The sequence below is a fragment of the Limnohabitans sp. 15K genome, from assembly GCF_002778285.1.
Classification (GTDB): domain Bacteria; phylum Pseudomonadota; class Gammaproteobacteria; order Burkholderiales; family Burkholderiaceae_C; genus Limnohabitans_A.
In genome coordinates, this window is sequence record NZ_NESM01000001.1 from 1,030,431 (window position 1) to 1,052,809 (window position 22,379).

Genomic DNA, 22,379 nt, shown 5'->3' on the forward strand with positions numbered 1-22,379 from the left:
CCACGCCCGGCTACGGGACCATCCGACCGGGCCGCTGACTCCAATACAAGACCGTGCCACTGACACAGGCCATCACCATGAGGCCCACAAAACCCGCACGGTAAGTGCCAAACACGCTCGACACGGCCCCGAACATGGGTGGTCCCAAGACCACACCCAAAAACGTGAAAGCCAAGGTGCCGCCCGTGGCCATGCTGGCCATGCCTGCTGGCGCACGGCGCGCCACTTCGGCCAAATACACGCCGTTCCAGCCAATGGCCGAAGCACCAAAGGCCACCAAAATGGCGATCACCACACTGTGGGGGGTGTCGGTGGTTAAAAACGCCGAGGCCAGTGCGCCCAGCGCCATCATGCTGGCCAGCAGCAACAACATCGGCCGCGCGCCCAGCCAACGATCGGCCACATACCCCCACACCACCCGCCCACCAATGCCGCCCAACTGCGTGACCGACAAGGCCAGACCGGCTGCCACCAAACCATAGGACAAATCGTCGTGCAAAAAAGTGACCAAATAGGTGGTGAGCGACAGCTGCACCATGGAAAACATGAATGAGCAAGACGCCATGGTGAGCAAAGCGCGATGCGCCACCACCAATCGAATGGGCTGGATCAAACTGCCCCAGTGGATGGCAGCGCCAGCCTGACGGTCACTGTCGAGATCTGCCCGCAAGCCCTGTGAAACCCATGCGCACAACAAGCACAATGCGGCCACACACACCATGCTCAGCTGCCAGTGGATCAGCAAGGCCAATGACGGCACCACCGCACCCGCCAGCATGCTGCCCAAAGGCACGCCGGTTTGTTTGATCGAAAACACCAAGGACATCTGGTGCTTGGGCGTGGTGCGCGCCAGCAGGTGTGAACTGGCCGGGGTGATCGGGCCATAACCCAAACCGATGAGCACCGCCCCCAAAAACATGGCGGGCAACCAGGGCACTGCGCACAAGAGCAACCCCAAAGCACACAACAACAAACCCCACTGGCTCACGCGAATGGCGCCCATGCGGGCCACCGTAGCGCCCCCCATCAAGGTGGCCACCATGGCACCGGCATAGGTCACCGACACATACAGGCCCACCAATGCAGGGGACACCTGCAAAGCTTGGGCGACCACCGGAGCCATAACAGGCAAAGTGAGCAAGGCCATGGCCACCATGGCCTGGATCACCAGGGTCAGCAGCAAGGGCCACCAGTTTTTCATCGTTCAATCTCCTGTACAAGCGAGAACGGCAGGCTGAGGCCCAGACGTCAGCCCCGAAGGGTCAATTGGCTTTCACGCCCGCTTTGACCAACAAACCACCCAAGGTGTCGATCTCGTTTTTCAGATGGGACCGCAATGCCTCTGGGGTGGCTTGGTCCACGCTCACCGCCGAGATGCCCATGGCCTCGAGGCGTTGGCGAACTTCGCTGTCACCCACTGACTTTTGCAAAGCCCCCGTCAACTGAGCCAAAACGGGCTTGGGTGTGCCTTTGGGCGCATACAGTCCAAAGGAGATGTTGATGTCAAAGCCCTCCACCCCCGCCTCGGAGATGGCGGGCACTTCTGGCAATTGCGGCAGCCGCGCCTTGCCTGCAGCGGCATAGGCTTTGATTTTTCCGGTCTTGACCGAAGGCACCGTGCCCGAAGTCTGGTCACACAAAACATCGACTTGCCCGCCCATCAAATCGGTGAGTGCGGGGCCCGTGCCTTTGTAGGGGATCTCATTCATTTTGACGTTCAGGGCGTTCATCATCATCAAGCCACACAGGTGCGATGCCGATCCCACCCCCGCATGGGCCAAGCTCACCTTGGGACCATTGGCTTTGACATAAGCCACAAATTCATTCAGGTTCTTGGCGGGAAAATCGTTGCGCGTCACGATCACCATCGGTCCGCTGGTGGCCCGGCCAATGGGGTCAAAGTCGTCCACCGGGTGGTAGGGCAGGCTTTTGTACATGGCCACATTGGTGGCGTGGCTCACATGGATCATCAACAGGTTGTAACCATCGGGCTTCGAACGGGCCACCTTGGCGGTGCCGATCGAACCCGAAGCGCCTGCGGTGTTGTCCACCACAATTTGCTGGCCTAAATGCTTTTGCATGGCTCCTGCAAACACACGGGTGATGGTGTCGCCCGGCCCGCCTGCGGCATAGGGCATGACCATGGTGATCGCGCGGTTGGGGAAATCCTGCGCCAAGGCCTGCAACGCGGTGGCAGCAAGCAGCAAACTCAAGGCGTTGCGCACAAAACGGAATGTCATCGGTGTCTCCAGATCTGTTTGAAAAAATGGACCAAGCCCATCAAGCCAATAAGCGTTGGCGAATGTCGAGGGGGTCCATCACCTCCAAGGGTTCAGCCCCTCCCCCCGGAATGCCCACTTGTGTGGCGTTCAGCAACATGGACACCATGACGTAAGTGCCCGACAAAACGGTCAGGTCCACCACGGCCTGCTCGCCCATGGTGGCGACGGCCTCTTGCCACAAAGCATCGGGCACGCGGTGATTGAGCGAAAGCTGAATGCAAAAGTCATAGACCAAGCGTTCATCATCTTCCATGCTGGTCGGCCGAATGCATTGCTGCAGGTCACGCATGACCGCATCGGACAAGCCCGCTTTGCGCGCAATGGTCTCATGCGCCCACCACTCGTATTGCGCATTCGAAATACGCGCCTGGATCAGGATGGCAAATTCGTTCAAGCGTTTGTTGACCGAGGTTTTGAACCGCAAATAGTCCAAAAAATCGAAGGCCCTGCGCGCCATATCGGGGCTTCGCAGCAGCGCGTTATAGGGACCGCCCAGCGCAGCACTGGAGACCTTGAGGATGTCATCCGCCAAAGGTCGCACCGCCGCAGGCAAGGCCTCATAAGTGATCTGAGACAATCGTTCTGACATTTTTATAACCTCGGAAATTGCCGCACTGTGAAAGTGGGCAACGGTAACAACAAGCACTGCACGCAACAGTCGCCGAAATGACTGGAATGAAGGCGTACGTGGTGGTGTAGAGCACCGAATAAAGCGGAAGGACAGCCGTGAATTTGACAGGCGGGTGGCACTGGCATTGGCGCGCTTGGCGTTCGCAAGAACGCTGGGCACCGGCTGCAGCTCAGATTTCAGATTGGTTGCTTGCACAAGCCATGCCCCGCCAAGAGCTGGTCCTGATTGGCGCCAGTGCAGGCTGGATGTTGCCGACCCCTTGGTTAAGCCAATTCGAAGCAGTGCATGCTTGGGACATCGACCCCCTCGCAGCGCCTTTGTTTCGCTGGCGTCATGGACAGGCCCTCCAAAAGTCTGCCACCCATTTGCACTGGCACACAGGCGATGGGTTTGCGGCTTTGAAAACCTGCCTGCTAGAACGACCTGAGGCTTTTTATTGGTTTGACAATGTACTGGGCCAGTTGCGGTTCACCGGGCAAGACGTGCCCAGCGTCGAACAGCAATTGCGCCGAATTCAAAAGCAAATGCGCTCGGTGGCTTGGGGCAGCGTACACGACCGCATGTCAGGCCCCTGCTCACCCCTGAGTGCACTGCCGTTAGCGCAACAAGGTGTTGCACCCATGGCCATTGAAAGCCCGCAGGCCCAAAACTGGCTGCATGAAATGGGGGCGATCAGCCCTTGCTTGGATCACCTGACCGAACATGTGTTGCCGCAAGGCACGCAGGTGCAACACACAGCCTGGGATTTCAAGCCAGGCTATGCACACTGGCTTGAAATGGGCTGGTGCCCGGCCAACACCTGAATCAGACGATTTTGACGCTGAGGTTAGGAAAGCCTTCGACGTGCATTTCAATCACGTCTCCACGCACCACCGGGCCCACGTTTTCGGGTGTCCCTGAATAAATGATGTCGCCAGGGAACAACTCAAAAGCCTCGGACAACTGGGCAATCTGCTCGGCCACCGACCAGATCATCTGGTTCAAATTGGCGCTTTGCTTGGTCTGACCATTGACCTTGAGCCAGATATTGCCCTGTGTGATGTGGCCTGTCTGTGCAAGTTTGCGAATGGCCCCAATCGGTGCCGACTTGTCGAAACTCTTGCCGATTTCCCAGGGTTTTTTCTGATCGCCCATGCCACGCTGCAAATCGCGGCGCGTCATGTCCAAACCCAATGTGTAGCCATACACATGGTCCAGGGCTTTTTCTTTGGGAATGTTGCGTCCACCTTTGTTCAAAACCGCCACCAACTCCGCTTCGTAATGGTAGTTTTTGGTCAAGGTTGGGTAGGGGTGATCCGCCACGGTCCCCGCCTTCACATACTGAATCGAGTCGGTGGGTTTTTGAAAAAAGAAAGGTGGCTCACGCGTTGGGTCAGAGCCCATTTCACGCGCATGGGCAGCATAGTTGCGACCGATGCAGTAAATGCGCCGAACCGGGAACATCTCATCGCTGCCTTCGATCGGAATGTAGGTTGCGGGCACTGAAAAAGGTGTTTTGGGCTGGTTTTGCGCCACACCGGGCAGTGCACAACCTGCCAATGCACCCGTCGTCACCAGTGCGCTGCTTTGGAAAAAGTTTCTTCTGTCCATTGGGTTTTCCTCTGTGAATGTCTCGTCTCCGTCAATGCACACTGACCTTTTAGAAGTCGCATGCATTGACAGGCCATTTATATATCGCGGGCCAGGCTTCCGATTGACGCGCTTGGGACAGCTTGGGCTCGTCCCAAAAATTCAACGCGCATTGGTCAACGCGTCCAAAGAAAATCCGGCAATTTTTTTGTAATCGTCAGAAATTTGGCGCAACTCGGCCTGGCTGATCACATCATCAATGTGGCGAAACGGTTTGCCTTGTGTCAACTCGTCCACCTTGATGTTGATGAAGTCCGGGGGCGTGCTGCGGTTGGTCAAGACCACCTTCGTGGTCAAAGGCCTGCGCACCGCTTCGTAGCGGTGCAGTGCTTGCACACGGTCACCGCCAGCGGCAGTACTGGCCAATTCATCGGCCAAGGTGCGCGCGTCCACCAGCGCTTGTGCCGAACCGTTGGAGCCACGCGGGTACATGGGGTGTGCGGCATCGCCCAGCAAGGTGACGCGCCCAAAAGTCCACTGGGGAATGGGGTCCTTGTCGACCATGGGGTATTCCAAGATCGAGTCGGCCTTGGCAATCAATTCGGGCACGTTCAGCCAATCGAAGGTCCAGTCCTTGAACAAGGGCAAGACATCTTCCAAACGGCCTTGTCGGTTCCAGTCGTTAGGACTTTCGTTTTGCAAGCCAATCTCGGCCACCCAGTTGATCAACTGGGTGCCTTGGCCGTCGATATTGTCGGCAATGGGGTAAATCACCATCTTGCCGGTGTCGATGGATCCCACCCGCATGTAGGTTTTGCCCGTCAGGATTGGCTTGTGCCGGGTGACGCCGCGCCAAGTGTTGATGCCGTTGAAGGCCACTTTTTCATCGGGGTAAAACACCCGACGCACCGCGGAGTTGACACCATCAGAGGCCACGACCACCCCACTGCGCACCACCGGCAAAGCCTGGCCTTGGGCATCGGTGAACATCAAGGTCACACCCGTGTCGTCTTGTTGCATGCTGGCAAAGCGGTGCCCGGTGTGCACCCGATCACTTCCTAAGCGTTGCACCGCAGCGTCCCACAAAATTTTGTGCAACTTGCCTCGGTGAATGCCCACTTCAGGGAGCGCGTAGCCTGCATGACGGCCGCGCAGCTCGCTGTAAATGAACTGGCCGTAACGGTTGTAGAAAACACTTTCGTAATTTTCGATGCCTGCCGCTTCCACCGCTTCGGCCAAGCCCAAAGCGGCCAACTCACGCATGGCATGGGGCAACACCGTGATGCCCACACCAATCTCTTGGACCTGCTGCACGGCCTCAAACACCTCGCACACCACGCCCCGGTGGTGCAAGTGAAGCGCCAAAGCCAAGCCACCAATGCCACCGCCCACAATGGCGATGTCTGCTGTTCGTTCTGTCATAAATATCCTTGTGTCCTCACCCATCAATCGGCTGAAATTTGTTTGGAACGGATCACGTTGCCCCAACGCGGGTAGTCTTTGGCCACCAAGGCGCCCAATTCAGCGGGGGTGGATGTGCTGGCATCCATGCCCGAACGTGCCAGCAGTTCCTTGACGTCGTTTTGGCGGATGATCGCCGAGATTTCGGTGTTCAACCGGGTCACCACAGCGGGTGGGGTTTTGCTGGGCGCATAAAACGCGTACCAAAGGTCCACGTCAATGCGCTGGATGCCGACTTCGGCAAAGGTCGGTACATCGGCTGCCACGGGATGGCGTTTTTGGCTGCCCACCGCGAGTGCCACCAAGCGACCGTTTTTCACAAAACCGGCGGCCACATGCACAGGCAAAAATCCAGCCTGCACTTCACCAGCCAACAAGTCTTGCGTGTAACCCGCGGTGCCCCGGTAAGGCACATGCAACATGAAAGTCTCGGTCTCGAGTTTGAACAACTCCATGGCCATGTGGTGGGGCGTGCCCACACCGGGTGAGCCAAAGTTCAAACGTCCCGGCTGGGCTTTGGCCATGCGGACCAAATCGCTGGCCGATTTGATGCCTGTTTTGGGATGGGCCACCAGCATCAAGGTGCCGTAGGCTGTCATGCCCACCGGCGCAAAGTCGGTGACCGGGTTGTAGCTGCTCTTGGCAGTCATTTGTGTGGCCATCAGCATGGTGTTGGCCGTGATCAACAAAGTGTGGCCATCGGGTGCCGACTTGGCCACCGCGTCAGAGCCGATGTTGCCACTGGCGCCCGCTTGGTTTTGCACCACCACCGGTTGGCCCAAACGCTCACTCAGGCGCGGCGCCACGGCACGGGCTATCGTGTCCATGCCCGTGCCAGGCGTGAAAGGCACGATGATTTTGATGGGCTGGTTGGGGTATGGCGCAGTTGTCTGGGCTAGCGGCGTGCCCATGAGCACAAAAGCCGTCAAACCAGCCAGCCATGTTCGGCCAAGGCGAAATGAAGGGAATGTCATCGAAATCTCCAGTCGTTAATTTTTCAGGTCCAAGGCCCAATACTGCCCCACCAAATCGTGTCCAAACGAATGGTGATTCTCTTCGGACAACAACACAAAACCGGTGGTTTGGTAGATGTGCTTGGCCGCGTGCAGGATATCGTTGGTCCACAAACTCAATTTTTGATAGCCCCGAGCTTTGGCAAACAAGATGCATTCTTGGGTCAAGCGCCGACCCAAACCGCTACCGCGCATCTCAGGCTCTACGTACAGCAAGCGGAGCTTGGCCTCAGTGTCTGAGACTTTGACCAAGAATACCGATCCCACCACCTGCCCATCACACTCTGCGATCCAAGCATTTTCATGGACTGGATCGAAGCTTTTGACAAACTGCGCGGCAATCTCGGCCACCAGGGCCTCGAACGTGCCATCCCAACCGTATTCCTGCGCGTACAGAATGCCTTGTCGGTGCGCCACCCAGCCAATGTCACCGACCTGCAGACCACGCAAAGCTATGTTTGGCGTCATCCCTTTTCTCCGCTTTCGTAGCGCTGACCCAGCGCCAGCAGCTGCGGGGTTTCAATCACCGCATTCAGGCCATCGAAATCCAGCATTTTTTCTTGCCAGGGCCGCGTGGTCTGGTGCGTGTGCAAACTGGCGTAATAGCCTTGCAGCGTGTGCAGCACCGCCCGCGCCGTGCCGCCCGGGAAAATCACGATCTTGAAACCGCGCTCACCCAGCTCGGCCGCGCTTTGCACCGGCGTCTTGCCACCTTCGACCATGTTGGCCAGCAGTGGCACGCGCTTGGCGAACTGGGTGCAGGCGCGGTTCATCTGTTCATCGGATCTTAGCGCTTCAATGAACAGCGCATCCACACCGCATTCCAAATAGCGCTCGGCCCGCTCGAGTGCGGCGTCCAAACCCTCCACGGCCACCGCATCGGTGCGCGCCAGAATCAAGGTGTTCTTGTCGTGGCGGGCGTCCAAGGCTGCACGCAGCTTGCCCTGCATCTCCGCCACCGGCACCACGCCCTTGCCGTCCAGATGGCCGCAGCGTTTGGGGAAAGTCTGGTCTTCGATCTGGATCATCGCGGCCCCGGCGCGCTCAAAGTCGCGCACGGTGCGCTGGGTGTTGAGCGCGTTGCCAAAGCCGGTGTCGGCGTCGACGATGACTGGGATGTTCACCCGGTCGGTGATGTGGGCCAGGGTCTGCGCCACTTCGGTGGCGGTGGTCAGACCGATGTCGGAGCGGCCCAGGCGGGTGTAAGCGATGGATGCGCCCGACAGGTAAACGGCTTCAAAACCGGCCTGCTGCGCCACCAGTGCGGTGAGCGCGTCGTACACGCCGGGCGCCAGCAGGGCCTGAGGTTGTTGCAGGCGTTGGGCCAATAGGGATTGGGCCAAAGTGTGGGGCTGGCTCATGGCGTGTCCTTCAAAAGTTGTTGCGCGGTGTGAGCCGCAATGTGGCCGCCAGCGATGGCGCTGAGCAAGCCGTTGCCCGACAGATAACCCCAAACCGCCTGGCCCGACACGCCCCGCGCTGCGCCGCCTGCGGCCAGCACATTGGGCAAAGTTGTGCCGTCCTGGCGCAACACGCGGGTGTGCGCGTCGATGTCCAAACCGCCCTGGGTGTGGAACAAGGCACCAGTGACCTTGATCGCATGGAACGGGGCTTGCAGGGCGCGTTGAAACGTGCGGCCTGTGGCCGGGTCAATGCCGGGCTGAACAGCGCTCAAAGTGGCTTGCAAAATGTCTGGCGGGCAGCCGATCAGTTGGGCCAAAGCCGCCGCATCGCCCGCGTGCTGCACTGCGCCTGCGCCTTGCGCCGCCACAAAATCCGGAAAGTCTTGCGCAAAGGCAAGCAGCGCATCGTCAAACACATTCCAAGCCACACCACCCGGCTGCGCCAGCACATGCACTGCCGCCTCGGAGTAACCCTGGGTTTCGTCATGAAAGCGCTGGCCTTGGGCGTTGATCTGAACGCCGCCTTCCATCATCAAGGCCCACGAGATCAATGCCCCTTGAGGGATGGCCCAAGAACCGTGGCCCTGGTAAGCACCCAAATCGGCCAGGCGTGCGCCCAGTTGTTGGCCCCAAGCGATGGCACTCCCGTCGTTGCCCACATGGCCGGCGTAGGTGGCCTCGGCCATCTCGGGCAGCATCTCTTTCACCATGGCCGTGGCCCCGCCAAAACCGTTGCAGGCGAGCAGCACCGCATCACAACGGATTCGCTCGGTCTGGCCATCGGGCCTGACAAAACCCACACCGTGGATGCGATGCGCATCGTCAGCCCACAACTCGGTGACCTGCGCCTGCGTCAGCACCACCACGCCTGCGGCGTCGGCCGCTGCTTGCAGGCGGCTCATCAGACCCGCACCGGTTTTTTCGGGCACGGCGTGCATGCGGTGGGCGCTGTGGCCGGGGTACAAAAAGTTGTCCAGCACCTGCCAGGGCAGGCCGTGGTGATTAGCCAGCGCGTCCATGGCGGGGCCGATGTGTTGGGCATAGGCTTGCACCAAATGCGGCGCGGCTTGACCGTGGGCCTTGGCCTGAATGTCAGCCGCAAACTGCGCCACGCTGTCGGTGATGCCTTGAGCCTGTTGGGCTTGCGTACCAGGCGCAGGCACAAAGCCCGACGACAAAGCGGTAGAACCTGCTGCAAACGCATCGCGCTCCAGCACCACACAGTCCACACCCAGCCTGTGCAAAGCCAGCGCAGCCGTGAGGCCACATGCGCCAGCGCCCACGATAACCACCGGTGTGTGGTCATCGGCTTGCAAATCAGCAGCCTGGCGAACTTGCGGCAGCGGCGCGTTCACGGGTTCAGCCCAGTTGTTTCAAAAAGGTGGCGCTGTCCGTGACCTCTGCTACCGAGCCCATGTCGGCCAAAGCCGCCTGGTGTGCAGCGTCGCTGAAGGCGGCGCAACCGTCGGACAACACAATGGCGTGGTAATCGCGCACATGTGCGTCGCGCACCGTGCTGGCCACACCACCGTTGGTGACGATGCCACACACCACCAGGGTGTCGATGCCCGATTTTTTGAGCACCCAATCGAGCTGCGTGTTGAAGAAAGCCGAATACGCGACCTTGAACACCGACACATCGACCAGCGGTGCGAGCAGGTCCACATTGGCCTGGCCCCGGCTGCCGGGTGCGAAGTCGCCTTGGCGCAAAAACGGGCGACGCTCTTTGAGGTGCGCCGAAATCATGGGCTCACCCTCCGCGTTGGGCCACAGCGTGAACAAACTGGCCGTGACCAAGCCGCCATGGGCCTTGATGGCACGCGCCACCGGGGCCATGCGCTCGGGCAGTTTGACGGCCTCGGCGCTCAAGGTGTTGCCCCGGGCATAAGCGCCGTCGGGTGCCAAAAAATCGTTTTGCAGGTCCACAATGACCATGCCCAGTTTGGCCTTCTTTAAGTTCATGCTGTGCGCTCCACCAAGAGGTTGCCGAGTTTGTCGACCCGACCTTCAAAGCCGGGCTCCAGCCACACCGTCGTATCGGGCTGCTCCAAAATCGCCGGGCCTTGCACCACAGTGCCCACGGGCAGGCTCAGGCGCTCATAGCGCTGCGCGGTCCACCACTGGCCTTGGTGGTAAACCTGCTGCTCGCCCACCGGGGCCGTGCGGCCTTCGCCTTGCGGCGCCAGCACTGCCAAATCGAACTTGGGACGCCGCCCAATGCGGGCGTAACGCAGGTTCATCACGCGGATCACCGGGCCTTGCAGGACGCGGCCAAAGGCGTGTTGGTACGCCGACTCAAACGCCGCCAGCAAGCCCGCCGCGTTCAAAGCTTCGCGCTTCAGGGGCACTTGCAGGGTATGGGTCTGGCCCATGTAGAGCATGTCAAAGCTGATGACCTCGTCCACGCGCACAAAGTTCACACCGGCAGAATCCAGGCGCACCTGGCAAGCCTCGGCCAGCGCATCCACGCGCTGCAACAAAGCAGGCCAAGCCACATTGGCCAAGGCGACGTTGAGGGTTTGCACCGCGTCGTGGCGCATGTCGGCCATGACGCAACCCAATGCAGACGTCACGCCCGGGTAACGCGGCACGATGCCGGTGGTCACGCCCACCTCTCGCATCATGGCGCAGACATGCAGGCCGCCGCCGCCACCAAAGGGCATGTAGGCAAATTGGCGCGGATCGTGCCCACGCTCAATCGACACCACGCGGATCGCGCCGGCCATGCGGGCATTGGCCACCGTCAAAATCGCTTCGGCCGCCGCCAGCGCCGTCAAACCCAAAGGCTCGGCCACATGCTGGGCAATCGCTGTTTCGGACAAGCCCGAATCGAGCTTTTGCAACAAACCGCCGCCCAAAGGCCGGTCGGCCGCGATGCGACCCAGCAGCACATTGGCATCGGTCACCGTGGGGCGGGTGTTGCCGCGCCCATAACAGGCCGGGCCGGGAATGCTGCCAGCCGACTCAGGGCCGACTTGCAGCATGCCGCCGGCATCGACCGAGGCGATCGAGCCGCCACCGGCACCGATGGTCTCGATCTGGATCATGGGCGAGCGCACCACCAGGCCAAACTCAATCGAGGTTTGCGCGGCGAGGGCCGCTTCACCCCCAGCCACCAGCGACACGTCAAACGAAGTGCCGCCGATGTCGCCGGTGATGACGTTTTCAAAACCCGAAGCGCGGGCAATTTCGGCGCAAGCCATCACGCCTGCAGCAGGCCCGGATAGCGCGGTGCGCACCGGCACATCACAAGCGGTCTGGCGCGACATCACGCCGCCATTGCTTTGCACGATCAACAATTCGCCGCCAAATCCCTGGGCGCGCAGGTCGCCATCGAGGCGCTGCAAATAGCTGCCCACCACAGGCTGCAAAGCAGCATTCAGGGTGGCCGTAGAGCAGCGCTCGAACTCACGAATCTCGGGCAGCACTTCGCTGGCGGCCGTCACATAGCTGTTGGGCCAGATCTCGCGCACGGCGGCCACGGCGGCTTGTTCGTTGCAGGGGTTGGCATAGGCGTGCACAAAGAACACACACACCGCTTCGCAGCCTTCGGCCAGCAGGGCGCGGGCTTGTTCGCGCACTTGATCCAAATCGACTGGCGTGTGCAACTGACCATCGGCCAGCACACGCTCGTCTACTTCCAGACGCCAGGCGCGGGGCACCACGGGCGTGTAGCTGCCGCGCAGGCCCCAGGTTTGTGGGCGGTCGCGGCGGCGCATCTCCAGCACATCGCGGAATCCGCGTGTGGTGATGATGCCGGTGCGGGCGATCTTGCGCTCCAGCAAAGCGTTGGTTCCCACTGTCGTGCCGTGCACGATGGTGGCAATCTCTTTGGCGCCATCGGCCCCGGTGTTGCCGGTCACTTTGGCGATGCCGTTCATGAAACCGCGGGCTTCTTCACCCCGGGTCGACGGCACTTTGACGATGCGGGCCTGGCCGGTTTTTTCGTCCAGCACAAACAGGTCGGTAAACGTACCGCCCACGTCCACACCCACCACCCAATGCGGCTGATTCACTGCTGCCTCGCTCATGCTTGTTCCTTGGTGTAACCCAGTGCGCTGTCTTTGGCACGGTCTTGTTCCGATCGCTCAGCGGGCGATCCCCAGCCGCCGCCGCCCGGGGTTTGCAGGCGCACGCGGTCGCCTTTTTTGAGGTGAATGCCCAGCATCTTGGAGACCATGGGTGGGGTCTTCCACTCGCCGTTTTGGCAGTACTCAAACACATTGGGCAGCGCAGGCTGGCCGCCATGAATGCCCTTGGGCGCAGACTTGCCGCGCTCGCCAAAGATGAAAGCCTCGGCGCTGTCTTCGAGCAATTCGATCTCGTAGATCGCGCCCAAGCCACCCCGGTGCTGGCCATCGCCCCCCGAGCCGGGGCGCAAGGCCCATTGCGTGAAGCGCACCGGATAGGCCGCTTCCAAAATTTCCATCGGCGGAATCGTGGCCGTCGAGATTGGCGCGTTGCCGTGCGACAAACCGTCGCCATCCGAATGGCCGCCGTGACCACCGCCAAAGAAGCTGAACATCACCCAGCGCTGACCCTTGCGTTTTTCATCGGTGCGGTGCCCGGCAATCGACAAAGCGTTGATGGTGCCGTAAGCATGGGCCACCGCCCGCTGCGGATCGGCCAGGGCCGTGGCGCTGAAGATCACGTCGATCATGCGCAAAATGGTTTCGGTGTAACCACCCACCGGGCGCGGGCGCGAGGCGCTGATGACCAGACCATCGGGGATCACAAAGTCCACCGCATCCAGCACACCCGCGTTAGCGGGCACATCGGGGAACACATGCTTCAAAGCCACATAACAAGCGGCCACCGCTGTGGCGCGCGAGATGTTCACCGGCCCGGCGCATTGCGCTGAGGTGCGCGAAAAGTCCAGCGTCAGCCGATCGCCAGCCACCGTCATGTCGAGCGCAATGGTGAGCAGCTCGTCTTTCACACCGTCGTTGTCGAGCACGTCTTCAAAGCTGTAGCGGCCATTGGGCAGGCTGGTGATGTGAGAGCGCATCAAACGCACAGCGCGTGTGCGCAGCTCCACAAGGGCTTGCGCCACTTTGGCGTCACCGTATTCATCGAGCAGGCCATCCAGGCGGCGCGCACCCAATTCAAGCGCGGCCAACTGGCCGTTCAGGTCGCCCCACAGGCTGTCGGGCAAGCGGGTGTTGGCGCGCAAGATGGCCAACACATCGTCATCGAGCACGCCGCCGCGCAAGATGCGCACCGGCGGGATCTGCACCGCTTCTTGCCAGCACTCGGTCGCTGCCGGGTTGTAGTTGCCAGGCACCGCACCGCCCACGTCGTGCCAATGCGCGGCCGAGGCCAAAAAGCAATAGAGCTGGCCGTTGCGAAAGCAGGGCTTGACCAGCTTGAAGTCGTTGGCGTGCGTGCCGCCTTCGTAGGGGTCGTTGAACAGCCACACATCGCCAGGCTGCATGCCACCCCGCTCAGCGGCCACGCGCATGGCGGCGCGAACGGCAAACGCCATGGCCCCTACAAACACCGGCAAGCCCGACTTGCCCTGGATCAGGGTGTCGCCGGTGATGGCGTCATACAAGCCGTGGCAAGCATCGTGCGCCTCGGCAATGATGGGGTTGAACGCGCTGCGGTACAGCGTGGCGTCCATCTCGTCGGCGATTTGTTCGAGCCGGCCGCGCAGGACGGCCAAAGTCACCGGGTCCATGACCAGGTCCATGGCGGCGGGTGTTTGAGAAGCTGAAACCATCGGGTTCATCCTTGTTGTTTTTGTTTGAGCAGGGGCAGCAAACCGCCTGCATCGACCATGTCCATCAAAAAGCTGGGAATCGGTGCACACGCCAAAACCTGGCCGTTGGCACGGATCACCTGCGGCATATCGCCCTCAAAGTGCAATGCCACACGCTCGCCTTCTTCGATCTTGTCGGCCTCAGGGCAGGTCAGCAGCAACAGGCCCAGGTTGAAAGCGTTACGGAAATAAAGGCCACTGTAAGAAGGCGCGATCACCGCCGCCAGACCCAAGTGCCGCAACACGCCTGCGGCTTGTTCGCGTGAAGAGCCGATGCCAAAGTTGGCCCCGGCCACGATCACATCGCCCTCTTTCACACCCGAAGCGAAGTCACTGCGCACCGCCTCCAGGCAATGCCAGCCGATCACTTCCAGACCGTGCTTCATGTACGCACCGGGGGCCAGCGCATCGGTGTCCACATCGGCACCCACACGCCAAACGCGTGCGTTTTGGAAACTGCGCTTGTTCATACCAACACCTCGCGTGCATCGCTGATGCGCCCGCGCAAAGCCGAAGCCGCCACGGTGTAGGGCGAGGCCAGATACACGTTCACGCTGGCCGGGCCCATGCGGCCCTTGAAATTGCGCGCAGTGGTGGAGATCACGGTGGAGCCTTCTGGGAAAGTCGCGCCGTAGCCCGCACACGCACCGCAGCTGTTGGGCAGCACCGTGGCCCCGGCATCCAGCAAGGTTTGCATCACGCCTTCTTGTGTGGCCTGGGCTTGTTCACGGGCGCTGGCCGGGGCCACCATGAGCTGCACACCTGAGGCCACACGCTGGCCCTTGAGCACCGAAGCGGCGGCACGCAGGTCTTCGAGCTTGGCACCGGTGCAGGCGCCGATGTACGCAATGTTGGGTTGGATGTCTGAAAAATCGGCCACATTCTTTGTGTTGGCCGGGCTGTGTGGCGCGGCCACTTGGGGGCTGAGGCTGCTCGCGTCAAAGCTGTGTTGTTCAAACTCAGCGTCTTCGTCGGTGTGCCAGTGCTCGGCCCCGGCCAACAGTTCGGGGGCCACACCAATGCCGCGCAGATAAGACAAGGTGGTCTCGTCTGCGGCGATCAAACCCGCCTGCGCGCCCATCTCAGCACTCATATTGGAGAGGGTCATGCGCTCGGCCATGCTCAGCGCCTGCACGGCAGGTCCGGCAAATTCGACCGCCTGGTATTGCCCGCCGTTCATGCCAAAGCGCCCCACCATGTGCAGCATCATGTCTTTGGCCGACACACCCGCTTGTATACGACCGGACCAATGCATGCGCAAGGTGCGCGGCACCTGCACCCAAATTTGGCCGGTGACGCACACGCCCAGCATTTCGGTCGCGCCGATGCCGAACATGTAGCAGCCAAACGCGCCGCCCGTGGGTGAATGCGAGTCGCCACCCACACAAAACATGCCGGGCTTCAAATGGCCGCGCTCGGGCAGCACCACATGGCAAATACCTTCGCTGTCGATCACATGCGGCAGCTGCCATTGCTTGGCGGTGTCGCGTGTGATTTGGATGATTTTTTGGGCATCCGCATCTTGGGCGGGCACATAGTGGTCCAGCACCAGCACGACTTTGTTTTTGTCCCAAATCTCGGCCCCCAGCTCGTCGAGCATGGGCTTCAAGCGGCGCGGGCCGGAGGAGTCGTGGAACATGGCCAAGTCCACGTTGCAGGTGACCACCTCACCCACGGCCACATGGGTGCGGCCGGCAGCGCGGGCAATGAGTTTTTGCGCCAGGGTTTGCGACACAGCCGTGCTCATTCTGGTTTCGCTCCAGCGTACTGCACCACCTTGCGCCAGCGAACGATCTCGCTGTCGACAAACCGGGCAAATTCTTCCGGGCTGTTGCCCACAGGCGTGGCACCTTCGTTTTCGATGCGCCGCCTGACCTCGGGTGATTGCACTGCGGTACGCGCTGCATCGGCCATTTTTTTCGCCACATCGGGGCTCATGCGGCCAGGGCCGAACAGCCCAAACCAGGCACTGGACTCGTAACCCGGCAGGCTCTCTCCAATCGCGGGCACATCGGGGAAAGCCGCCAGTCGCTTGGCGCTGGTCACGCCCAGCGCCTTGAGCTTGCCCGCCTTGATGTGCGACTGCACATTGCCCACTGCCGCGAACATCAGGTCCACCTGACCGGCCAGCACGTCTTGCACCGCCGGGGCTGTGCCGCGGTAAGGGATGTTGACGATGAACACACCCGCTTGCATCTTGAACGCGTCGCCCGCCATGTGGAGAGACGAGCCCAAAGCGCCAATGGCGAAGTTCAGTTGGCCTGGCTTGGCTTTGGCCAGTTTGACCAGCTCCGCTGCGTTGTTAGCAGGTAACTTGGGGTGCGCCACCAAAATCGATGGCGATGTGGACACCATGGTCAAGGGCGTGAAGTCCTTCACGGGGTCAAACGGCAAACTGGGGTACAGCGAAGCGTTGATGGCGTGGCTGGTGAAGCTCATGAGCAAGGTATTGCCATCGGGTGCGGCCTTCGCTACAGCGTCAGCGGCCAGGTTGCCGCCCGCGCCAGGTTTGTTCTCGACCACCACGGTGCGGCCCAATTGCGTGCCCAGCACCTGTGCCAATGTGCGAGCCATGGTGTCGGTGGTGCCGCCAGCGGGGGCACCGACCAAAATTTTGATGGGCGGCTGCGTTTGAGCCTGTACATGGCCTGCGGCAAGGCCACAAGCCAAAGCAGCGGTCAGCAGCCAAGTGCGGCGTGAAAATTCGGTTCGAAGTGTCATGGCAAATCGGTTGAAATTGAAGGACCAATGGTCGGCATCGGCTTGGATCAAGACCTGACTCAAGCCTGAAAAATCACATGCCCAAATAAGCCTGCCGGAGCGTGTCGCTGGCCAGCAATGCTTGCGGCGTGCCCGAAAAACGTATCAGCCCGTTCTCCATCACGTAAGCCCGATCCGCGATGTCCAGCGACTGGCCTACGTTTTGCTCGACCAGCAAAATCGCCAAGCCACTGCTGCGCAACTGCGAAATCAGGCCGAACATTTCTTCGACCAACAGAGGCGACAAACCCAAGGAGGGCTCGTCCAAAATAAGCAAACGCGGCTCGGCCATCAGGCCCCGGCCAATGGCCAGCATTTGCTGCTCACCACCGCTGAGCGTGCCGGCCAATTGGGTCACGCGCTCTTTCAGGCGGGGGAAGGTCTCGTAAACTTTGTCCAAGTTTTGTTGCTTGCGCTCGCACCCTCGTGTGAAGGCCCCCAGCTCCAGGTTCTCGTGCACGCTCAGGTTGGGGAAAACCTTGCGGCCTTCGGGTACCTGGATCAAGCCCTGCATCACCACCTGCCTTGAAGACCTGCCGGTCAGGTCATGGCCATCAAACTGCACTTGACCGGCTCGGGTCGCCACCAAGCCGCTGAGCGTGTGGTTGAGGGTGGTCTTGCCAGCGCCGTTGCTGCCCAAGAGCGCCACCAGCTCACCGGGCATGACGTGCACGTCCACACCGCGGAGCACCTCCACCGCACCATAGCCCGACTTCAGGCCCTGCACATTCAGCAAAGCGGTCATCCCTGTGCCTCCTGAGCAGCCTGCGCTTGGGCTGCGTTCTTTTGCAATCGCTCAGCCGTGCCGTGACCCAAATAGGCCTCGACCACGGCTTTGTTGTTCGTGACTTCTGCCGGTGTGCCTTGCGCAATCAGCTGACCTTGTGCCAGCACCCAGACCTCTTGCGCTAGGCTCATCACCGCCTGCATGACGTGTTCGATCATCAGCACCGTCACACCACTTTGGGCAATGCCCTGCACCACCGGAATCATCTCGGCGATTTCTTGTGGATTCAGCCCAGCCAACACCTCATCGAGCAGCAGCAAACGTGGACGGGTGGCCAATGCACGCGCCAGTTCCAAGCGCTTACGACCCGCCACCGTCAGGTCGCTGGCCAGCTTGTCCAATTGCGGTGTGAGGCCTACCTGTTGCGCCACGGATTCTGCAAATTCGAGCGCTGGCGTGCGACTTGGCAAATGCAGATGCGCGCCGACAGCGATGTTTTCGCGCACGGTTTGCGCCGCAAAAGGTTGCACGATCTGGAAGGTGCGCGTCAGGCCCATGCGGGCGTTCAGGTGCGGCGCCTGGCCGGTGATGTCTTGCCCGGCAAAAACGACCTTGCCCGTATCGGGCGTGAGAAAGCCCGACATGAGTGCAAACAAAGTGGTCTTGCCCGCGCCATTGGGCCCGATCAGGGCGCTCAGGCGGCCTTCGGTCACCGATAGGCTCACGTTTTGCACGGCTTTGAGGCCACCAAAGGATTTGCCCACGCCCTCGATCTGCAGCAGCGCGCTCATGGTTTGTCTCCGTCAGACTTCTGGCCGCGCAGCCACTGCAGCGGCGTGGTGGTGCCTAGGCCCGCAATGCCGCGTGGCAAGAACATCACGATGACAATCAACACCACGCCATAAATGACCATGTTGATGCCAGGCAACTGCCCAAACAGATTGCGCGTGAGGTCGGCGAGGATGTGCAGACTCACGGCACCGAGCAGCGGTCCCCAGAGTGTTCCCAAACCGCCCACAATCGCACCCACCAAAGCCTCGACCGAGGTGTGGGAGCCAAAAGCAATGCCCGGATCGATGTACTGGAAGACCTGCAAGTAAAACGCACCTGCTGCCCCCATCAGGCCGCCCGACAAAATGGTGGCGATCAGTTTGACGCTGAAGGGGTTGACGCCAATGGCACGCGCCGCGTCTTCGTTGTCGCGCACCGCTTGCAGGTAAGCGCCAAATCGCGAGTGGCGCAGCCAAGCCGTGAGGCACAGCGCCAACGTGACCAGGCCCAGCATCAGCCAAATGAAACCAGCACGGTTGCCAAACTGCATGTTGGCCGCCGACTCTTTGAGCGGCAGCATCAGACCTACGCCCGCACCGGTGAAGGGCGCCGAGGTGGCCAAAATGCGGAACACCTCGGCAAAAGCCAGTGTGACCAGCGCAAAGTAAGAGCCCTTGAGGCCATAACGGAACGAGGCCGCGCCGACAAAAGCGCCCACCCCCGCCGCGAAGGCCATGGCCAAGGGCAAAGCCACCCAGGGGCTCAAGCCCCACTGCATTTGCGCAATGGCTTGCACATAAGCGCCCGTTCCAAAGAACAAAGCATGGCCGAAGGAAAACTGTCCACCAAAACCGCCCAGCACGTTCCAGGCTTGCGACAGCAAACAGGCGTAAAGCGCGGTCATGACAAAGTTAAGCATCACGCCCGACTGCGTGAAAAACGGCACCACGCCGACCACCAGCACAAACAGCGCGATGTTGCGAAAGTCTTTCATGCCTTCGCTCCAAAAAATCCTTGTGGCCTGAGCAAAAGCACCACAATGAAAATCACAAAAATGCCCACTTGGCCCAGAGATTCGCCCAGGAGCAAACCGCCCAACGACTCAACCACACCAATCAGCAAACCGCCCAGCAAGGCGCCGGCAAAGCTGCCCATGCCGCCCAGCACCACGATGGTGAAAGCCACCAGCACAAAGCCGTTGCCCACCTGCGGATTGACGTAATAAGCCGGCATCAAAAAGCAAGCCGCAGCGCCCAGACTGGCCAACCCCAAGCCAAAACACATGGCATACACATGGTCCACATCGATGCCCATCAAGCGTGCACCTTGCTTTTCTTTGGACACCGCACGGATGGCACGGCCCAGATCGGTCTTTTGCACAATGAGCAGCATCACGGCCGACACCACCAAGGCCCCCGCAAAGGACACCAGTTTGGGCAGCGCGATGAAGGCGGGCCCGATCTCGACGGTGGTCAAGGTGTACGCCGTTTCAATGGTGCGGGTGTCGGACTTGAAGAACAACAGCGCCAAGTTTTCGAGCACGATGGAAATGCCCAGCGTGACCAGCAAGATGTTTTCATCCTTGCCATGACTGGCCCGGTTGATGACGCCGCGCTGCAATACATAGCCCAACACAAACATGGCGGGCACCATGATGGGCAGGGCCATGTAGGGATCGACCCCGAGCTTTTCCTTGAGCATGTACACGCCATACAGCGCCACCATCAAAGCCGCGCCATGCGCAAAATTGATGATGTGCAGGACGCCATAAATCAGCGTCAAGCCCAGCGCAATCAGTGCATAAACGGCACCGGTGGTGATGCCGTTGAGCAGCGAAGGAAACAGGATGTTGAAGTCCAGCATCGGGGATCTTTCAGGTCAGCGCAAGCTCAATGCCGGTTCAGCCCTTGAGCGGGAAGATCGGCTCGATTTCACGGTAATCGCGCGGCACGATCACCTTGATGTCGCCTTTGTAGACTTGGGTCATCAAGGGCTGTGCGCCCATGTTCTGGCCGTTCACAAACTGTGTGGGGCCATACGGCATGATGTGGTTCGCAAACTTGCTGGAAGCCAGCGCGTCGGTGATGGCGGCGCGGTCGGGCGACTTGGCACGCTCAATCGCATCGGCCAGCAGCATCATGGCGGTGTAGGTCATGAACACTTCGTAGCTGAAGAACTGGCCTTGCGCTTCGACGCGCTTTTTGAGTTCGGCCGAGCGCTTGTCCTTGGGGTTGAACCAGTGGTTGCAGTCGATGATGCCGTTGGCCGCTTCTGGAAACTCTTTGACGAACTTGTAGCTCGAAGCCGCACCGCCCAGCACCGAATAAATCGCCTTGGGCGTGATTTTTTGCTGTTGCAAGGTGCGCACCAGAAGAGCGTATTCGTTGTAATAGTTGGCCGGAATCAGGATGTCAGGGTTGACCTGCTTGATGCGCAGGGCAATGTTGTTGAAGTCACGCGTGGGGTTGGCGTGCTTGATGATTTCTTTCACCTCATAGCCGTAACCGGGCAGTTCTTTGGCCAGCAGGTTGGCGGTGCCTGTACCGAACAAGGACTCTTCGTGCACGATCATCACCGTGCGGGCGGGCTTGCCTGCTGCGGTGTTCAAAACGTGCAGGCTGGACACGGCCACTTCAGCGCACTTTTTGTAGCCAGGACCAAAGCGGAAGGTGTTTTTCAGGCCGCGTTCGACGATCTGGTCGGCCACGCCGACATCGACCACATGGGGCAGGTTGTATTTGGCCGCCGCTTGTGTCGTGGCCAAGCAAATGGCCGATGCAAAGGCACCGACCACGGCGCTCACACCGGCTTCGTTCATTTTTTCAATTTCGGCCGTGCCGACCTGTGGGCTCGACTGCGCATCGCCCAGCATGGCCTCGATTTTGGCGCCGCCCAGCGACTTGATGCCACCGGCCTTGTTGATGTCCTCAATCGCCATCAAGGCGCCCATGCGGCACTGCTGGCCCGAGTAAGCCAAGGCACCGGTCACGGGGTGCAAAACACCGACTTTGACAGGCTTGGGTTGCGCCCCGCCCACCAGTGGAAACGCGAGTGCCGAAGCCGCAGCAGCGGACTGGCCCATGAAAGTGCGACGTGAGGTCATGAGAACATCCTTTTGAAAGTCAATGAAAGTTAGCGGACAACTCTTGGCTTACCCACACCTTGGCATCGATGCTGCCAACGCGGGATAACTGCATTTGGTATTCATACCGGTCCGGTCGGTACAAGCCATGCAACCATTGAACGGGACGGTCGTCCTCGTCGTAAATCAAACGCCGCACCGCCAACAAGGCCGAGCCGACGGACACATCCAGGTGCTGGGCCATGCCCACATCGGCCAAGCGGGCCGAGATGGTTTGCTCGGCCCTGCCCACCTTTACGCCAGATTCTTCGAGCAGCACAAGGATAGGTTTTTGAGCCAGCTCGCGCTTGCCAAAGCCGGCCGAAATCGCATCGGGCACCCAGGTGGTGATGTGAGAGAGCGGGCCTTCGGGCGTGCTGCGCACGCGCTCGGCTTTTTGAACCATGGTCATGGCGGGCAACTTCAATGCTGCAGCGACATCCACGGGTGCACGCATGTGCTCCACACTGAGCACCTTGACCTTGGTGCGCATGCCCATGGTGACCAAGTTTTCCAGCAAACCCGTCAGGCGCGCCTGCTGACCCGTGGCCATGGTGGAGGCCTGCATCTGTACCTGCTGCGATCGTGCCGACACAGGCCGTGTTCCGCGGCCGGGCTCCCGTTGAATCAAGCCCTCTTCGGCCAGTTGCGACAAAGCCCGGCGCACCGTGACACGGGCCACGCCAAACTGCCCCATCAAGGCCAGCTCACCTGGCAAGCCCTCGTCAAACCGACCCTCGCGCAATTGCTCACGCAGCACCAGATAGACCTGGTGGTATTTGGGCAATGGCAGATGGGCATCCATGGCCACAATCGTCCAACAGTCCCATTGTCCTGTCAATAGAACATTCAGGTCTTATGTATAGGACATTTCATCAGG

Annotated in this window: 22 protein-coding genes; 1 reads left to right on the top strand and 21 read right to left on the bottom strand. The window is 60.4% G+C overall.

Features of this window, described 5'->3' with window-relative positions; translation table 11 throughout:
• Positions 1–10: 10 nt before the first annotated feature.
• From B9Z40_RS04875 to B9Z40_RS04885, 3 genes are all read right to left on the bottom strand, one after another.
• Positions 11–1,201, bottom strand: coding sequence for an MFS transporter (locus B9Z40_RS04875; protein ID WP_100172141.1), 1,191 nt, complete (start codon positions 1,199–1,201; stop codon positions 11–13).
• Positions 1,202–1,262: 61 nt separating this feature from the next.
• Positions 1,263–2,240, bottom strand: coding sequence for a tripartite tricarboxylate transporter substrate-binding protein (locus B9Z40_RS04880; protein WP_199172490.1), 978 nt, complete (start codon positions 2,238–2,240; stop codon positions 1,263–1,265).
• 40 nt (positions 2,241–2,280) lie between these two features.
• Positions 2,281–2,871 (bottom strand): carboxymuconolactone decarboxylase family protein, encoded by a 591-nt coding sequence (locus B9Z40_RS04885; RefSeq protein WP_100172142.1) that lies wholly within the window; start codon positions 2,869–2,871, stop codon positions 2,281–2,283.
• 137 nt (positions 2,872–3,008) lie between these two features.
• On the opposite strand from B9Z40_RS04885, the gene B9Z40_RS04890 reads away from it, so the two are divergent.
• A complete protein-coding gene (locus B9Z40_RS04890; RefSeq protein WP_100172143.1) occupies positions 3,009–3,716 on the top strand; it encodes a hypothetical protein in 708 nt (235 codons plus the stop codon).
• Position 3,717: 1 nt separating this feature from the next.
• Here the strand turns inward: B9Z40_RS04890 and B9Z40_RS04895 are convergent, their stop codons facing one another.
• The 18 genes from B9Z40_RS04895 to B9Z40_RS04980 form a co-directional block, all read right to left on the bottom strand.
• On the bottom strand, positions 3,718–4,503 hold the full coding sequence (locus tag B9Z40_RS04895; RefSeq protein ID WP_100172144.1) for a fumarylacetoacetate hydrolase family protein: 786 nt from the start codon (positions 4,501–4,503) through the stop codon (positions 3,718–3,720).
• Positions 4,504–4,644: 141 nt separating this feature from the next.
• Positions 4,645–5,904 carry a flavin-dependent oxidoreductase gene (locus tag B9Z40_RS04900; protein ID WP_100172145.1) on the bottom strand — a complete coding sequence of 420 codons (1,260 nt, stop codon included), beginning with the start codon at positions 5,902–5,904 and terminating at the stop codon, positions 4,645–4,647.
• A 23-nt stretch (positions 5,905–5,927) separates the two neighbouring features.
• Complete coding sequence (locus B9Z40_RS04905) at positions 5,928–6,917, bottom strand: tripartite tricarboxylate transporter substrate binding protein (RefSeq protein WP_233204789.1); 990 nt, start codon at positions 6,915–6,917, stop codon at positions 5,928–5,930.
• Between the two features lie 15 nt (positions 6,918–6,932).
• Complete coding sequence (locus tag B9Z40_RS04910; protein ID WP_100172146.1) at positions 6,933–7,424, bottom strand: GNAT family N-acetyltransferase; 492 nt, start codon at positions 7,422–7,424, stop codon at positions 6,933–6,935.
• Positions 7,421–8,317 carry an oxaloacetate decarboxylase gene (locus B9Z40_RS04915; RefSeq protein ID WP_199172491.1) on the bottom strand — a complete coding sequence of 299 codons (897 nt, stop codon included), beginning with the start codon at positions 8,315–8,317 and terminating at the stop codon, positions 7,421–7,423. Before B9Z40_RS04915 ends, B9Z40_RS04910 begins: the two co-directional genes overlap by 4 nt.
• Positions 8,314–9,714: an FAD-dependent oxidoreductase gene (locus tag B9Z40_RS04920; protein WP_100172147.1), complete on the bottom strand. Its 1,401-nt coding sequence runs from the start codon at positions 9,712–9,714 to the stop codon at positions 8,314–8,316. Before B9Z40_RS04920 ends, B9Z40_RS04915 begins: the two co-directional genes overlap by 4 nt.
• A 4-nt stretch (positions 9,715–9,718) precedes the next feature.
• A complete protein-coding gene (locus B9Z40_RS04925) occupies positions 9,719–10,321 on the bottom strand; it encodes a cysteine hydrolase family protein (RefSeq protein ID WP_100172148.1) in 603 nt (200 codons plus the stop codon).
• On the bottom strand, positions 10,318–12,390 hold the full coding sequence (locus B9Z40_RS04930; RefSeq protein ID WP_100172149.1) for a hydantoinase/oxoprolinase family protein: 2,073 nt from the start codon (positions 12,388–12,390) through the stop codon (positions 10,318–10,320). The genes B9Z40_RS04925 and B9Z40_RS04930 overlap by 4 nt, the downstream gene beginning before the upstream one ends.
• The gene (locus B9Z40_RS04935; RefSeq protein WP_100172928.1) at positions 12,387–14,051 is read right to left on the bottom strand and encodes a hydantoinase B/oxoprolinase family protein; all 1,665 of its coding nucleotides are present in this window, start codon (positions 14,049–14,051) and stop codon (positions 12,387–12,389) included. Before B9Z40_RS04935 ends, B9Z40_RS04930 begins: the two co-directional genes overlap by 4 nt.
• Before the next feature lie 35 nt (positions 14,052–14,086).
• The gene (locus tag B9Z40_RS04940; RefSeq protein WP_100172150.1) at positions 14,087–14,590 is read right to left on the bottom strand and encodes a 3-isopropylmalate dehydratase; all 504 of its coding nucleotides are present in this window, start codon (positions 14,588–14,590) and stop codon (positions 14,087–14,089) included.
• Positions 14,587–15,867, bottom strand: a complete 1,281-nt coding sequence (locus tag B9Z40_RS04945; RefSeq protein ID WP_100172151.1) for a 3-isopropylmalate dehydratase large subunit — start codon at positions 15,865–15,867, stop codon at positions 14,587–14,589. Before B9Z40_RS04945 ends, B9Z40_RS04940 begins: the two co-directional genes overlap by 4 nt.
• Positions 15,864–16,841 carry a tripartite tricarboxylate transporter substrate binding protein gene (locus tag B9Z40_RS04950; RefSeq protein ID WP_100172929.1) on the bottom strand — a complete coding sequence of 326 codons (978 nt, stop codon included), beginning with the start codon at positions 16,839–16,841 and terminating at the stop codon, positions 15,864–15,866. The genes B9Z40_RS04945 and B9Z40_RS04950 overlap by 4 nt, the downstream gene beginning before the upstream one ends.
• A gap of 73 nt (positions 16,842–16,914) precedes the next feature.
• Entirely contained in the window at positions 16,915–17,625 is a 711-nt protein-coding gene (locus tag B9Z40_RS04955) for an ABC transporter ATP-binding protein (protein WP_100172152.1), read from the bottom strand.
• The gene (locus tag B9Z40_RS04960) at positions 17,622–18,398 is read right to left on the bottom strand and encodes an ABC transporter ATP-binding protein (RefSeq protein WP_100172153.1); all 777 of its coding nucleotides are present in this window, start codon (positions 18,396–18,398) and stop codon (positions 17,622–17,624) included. Before B9Z40_RS04960 ends, B9Z40_RS04955 begins: the two co-directional genes overlap by 4 nt.
• Positions 18,395–19,372, bottom strand: coding sequence for a branched-chain amino acid ABC transporter permease (locus tag B9Z40_RS04965; RefSeq protein WP_100172154.1), 978 nt, complete (start codon positions 19,370–19,372; stop codon positions 18,395–18,397). Before B9Z40_RS04965 ends, B9Z40_RS04960 begins: the two co-directional genes overlap by 4 nt.
• A complete protein-coding gene (locus B9Z40_RS04970) occupies positions 19,369–20,241 on the bottom strand; it encodes a branched-chain amino acid ABC transporter permease (protein WP_100172155.1) in 873 nt (290 codons plus the stop codon). Before B9Z40_RS04970 ends, B9Z40_RS04965 begins: the two co-directional genes overlap by 4 nt.
• A gap of 37 nt (positions 20,242–20,278) precedes the next feature.
• Complete coding sequence (locus B9Z40_RS04975) at positions 20,279–21,481, bottom strand: ABC transporter substrate-binding protein (RefSeq protein ID WP_100172156.1); 1,203 nt, start codon at positions 21,479–21,481, stop codon at positions 20,279–20,281.
• Positions 21,482–21,500: 19 nt separating this feature from the next.
• Positions 21,501–22,304 carry a GntR family transcriptional regulator gene (locus B9Z40_RS04980; RefSeq protein WP_199172492.1) on the bottom strand — a complete coding sequence of 268 codons (804 nt, stop codon included), beginning with the start codon at positions 22,302–22,304 and terminating at the stop codon, positions 21,501–21,503.
• Between the last annotated feature and the right edge of the window lie 75 nt (positions 22,305–22,379).

Excerpts from the sequence above, each read along its gene's own strand:
- B9Z40_RS04910 (WP_100172146.1), bottom strand. The coding sequence starts at position 7,424 with ATGACGCCAAACATAGCTTTGCGTGGTCTGCAGGTCGGTGACATTGGC.
- B9Z40_RS04935 (WP_100172928.1), bottom strand. The coding sequence starts at position 14,051 with ATGGACCTGGTCATGGACCCGGTGACTTTGGCCGTCCTGCGCGGCCGG.
- B9Z40_RS04960 (WP_100172153.1), bottom strand. The coding sequence starts at position 18,398 with ATGAGCGCGCTGCTGCAGATCGAGGGCGTGGGCAAATCCTTTGGTGGC.
- B9Z40_RS04895 (WP_100172144.1), bottom strand. The coding sequence starts at position 4,503 with ATGGACAGAAGAAACTTTTTCCAAAGCAGCGCACTGGTGACGACGGGT.
- B9Z40_RS04915 (WP_199172491.1), bottom strand. The coding sequence starts at position 8,317 with ATGAGCCAGCCCCACACTTTGGCCCAATCCCTATTGGCCCAACGCCTG.
- B9Z40_RS04975 (WP_100172156.1), bottom strand. The coding sequence starts at position 21,481 with ATGACCTCACGTCGCACTTTCATGGGCCAGTCCGCTGCTGCGGCTTCG.
- B9Z40_RS04970 (WP_100172155.1), bottom strand. The coding sequence starts at position 20,241 with ATGCTGGACTTCAACATCCTGTTTCCTTCGCTGCTCAACGGCATCACC.
- B9Z40_RS04980 (WP_199172492.1), bottom strand. The coding sequence starts at position 22,304 with ATGGATGCCCATCTGCCATTGCCCAAATACCACCAGGTCTATCTGGTG.
- B9Z40_RS04965 (WP_100172154.1), bottom strand. The coding sequence starts at position 19,372 with ATGAAAGACTTTCGCAACATCGCGCTGTTTGTGCTGGTGGTCGGCGTG.
- B9Z40_RS04880 (WP_199172490.1), bottom strand. The coding sequence starts at position 2,240 with ATGACATTCCGTTTTGTGCGCAACGCCTTGAGTTTGCTGCTTGCTGCC.
- B9Z40_RS04925 (WP_100172148.1), bottom strand. The coding sequence starts at position 10,321 with ATGAACTTAAAGAAGGCCAAACTGGGCATGGTCATTGTGGACCTGCAA.
- B9Z40_RS04905 (WP_233204789.1), bottom strand. The coding sequence starts at position 6,917 with ATGACATTCCCTTCATTTCGCCTTGGCCGAACATGGCTGGCTGGTTTG.
- B9Z40_RS04930 (WP_100172149.1), bottom strand. The coding sequence starts at position 12,390 with ATGAGCGAGGCAGCAGTGAATCAGCCGCATTGGGTGGTGGGTGTGGAC.
- B9Z40_RS04885 (WP_100172142.1), bottom strand. The coding sequence starts at position 2,871 with ATGTCAGAACGATTGTCTCAGATCACTTATGAGGCCTTGCCTGCGGCG.
- B9Z40_RS04940 (WP_100172150.1), bottom strand. The coding sequence starts at position 14,590 with ATGAACAAGCGCAGTTTCCAAAACGCACGCGTTTGGCGTGTGGGTGCC.
- B9Z40_RS04955 (WP_100172152.1), bottom strand. The coding sequence starts at position 17,625 with ATGACCGCTTTGCTGAATGTGCAGGGCCTGAAGTCGGGCTATGGTGCG.
- B9Z40_RS04950 (WP_100172929.1), bottom strand. The coding sequence starts at position 16,841 with ATGACACTTCGAACCGAATTTTCACGCCGCACTTGGCTGCTGACCGCT.
- B9Z40_RS04945 (WP_100172151.1), bottom strand. The coding sequence starts at position 15,867 with ATGAGCACGGCTGTGTCGCAAACCCTGGCGCAAAAACTCATTGCCCGC.
- B9Z40_RS04900 (WP_100172145.1), bottom strand. The coding sequence starts at position 5,904 with ATGACAGAACGAACAGCAGACATCGCCATTGTGGGCGGTGGCATTGGT.
- B9Z40_RS04875 (WP_100172141.1), bottom strand. The coding sequence starts at position 1,201 with ATGAAAAACTGGTGGCCCTTGCTGCTGACCCTGGTGATCCAGGCCATG.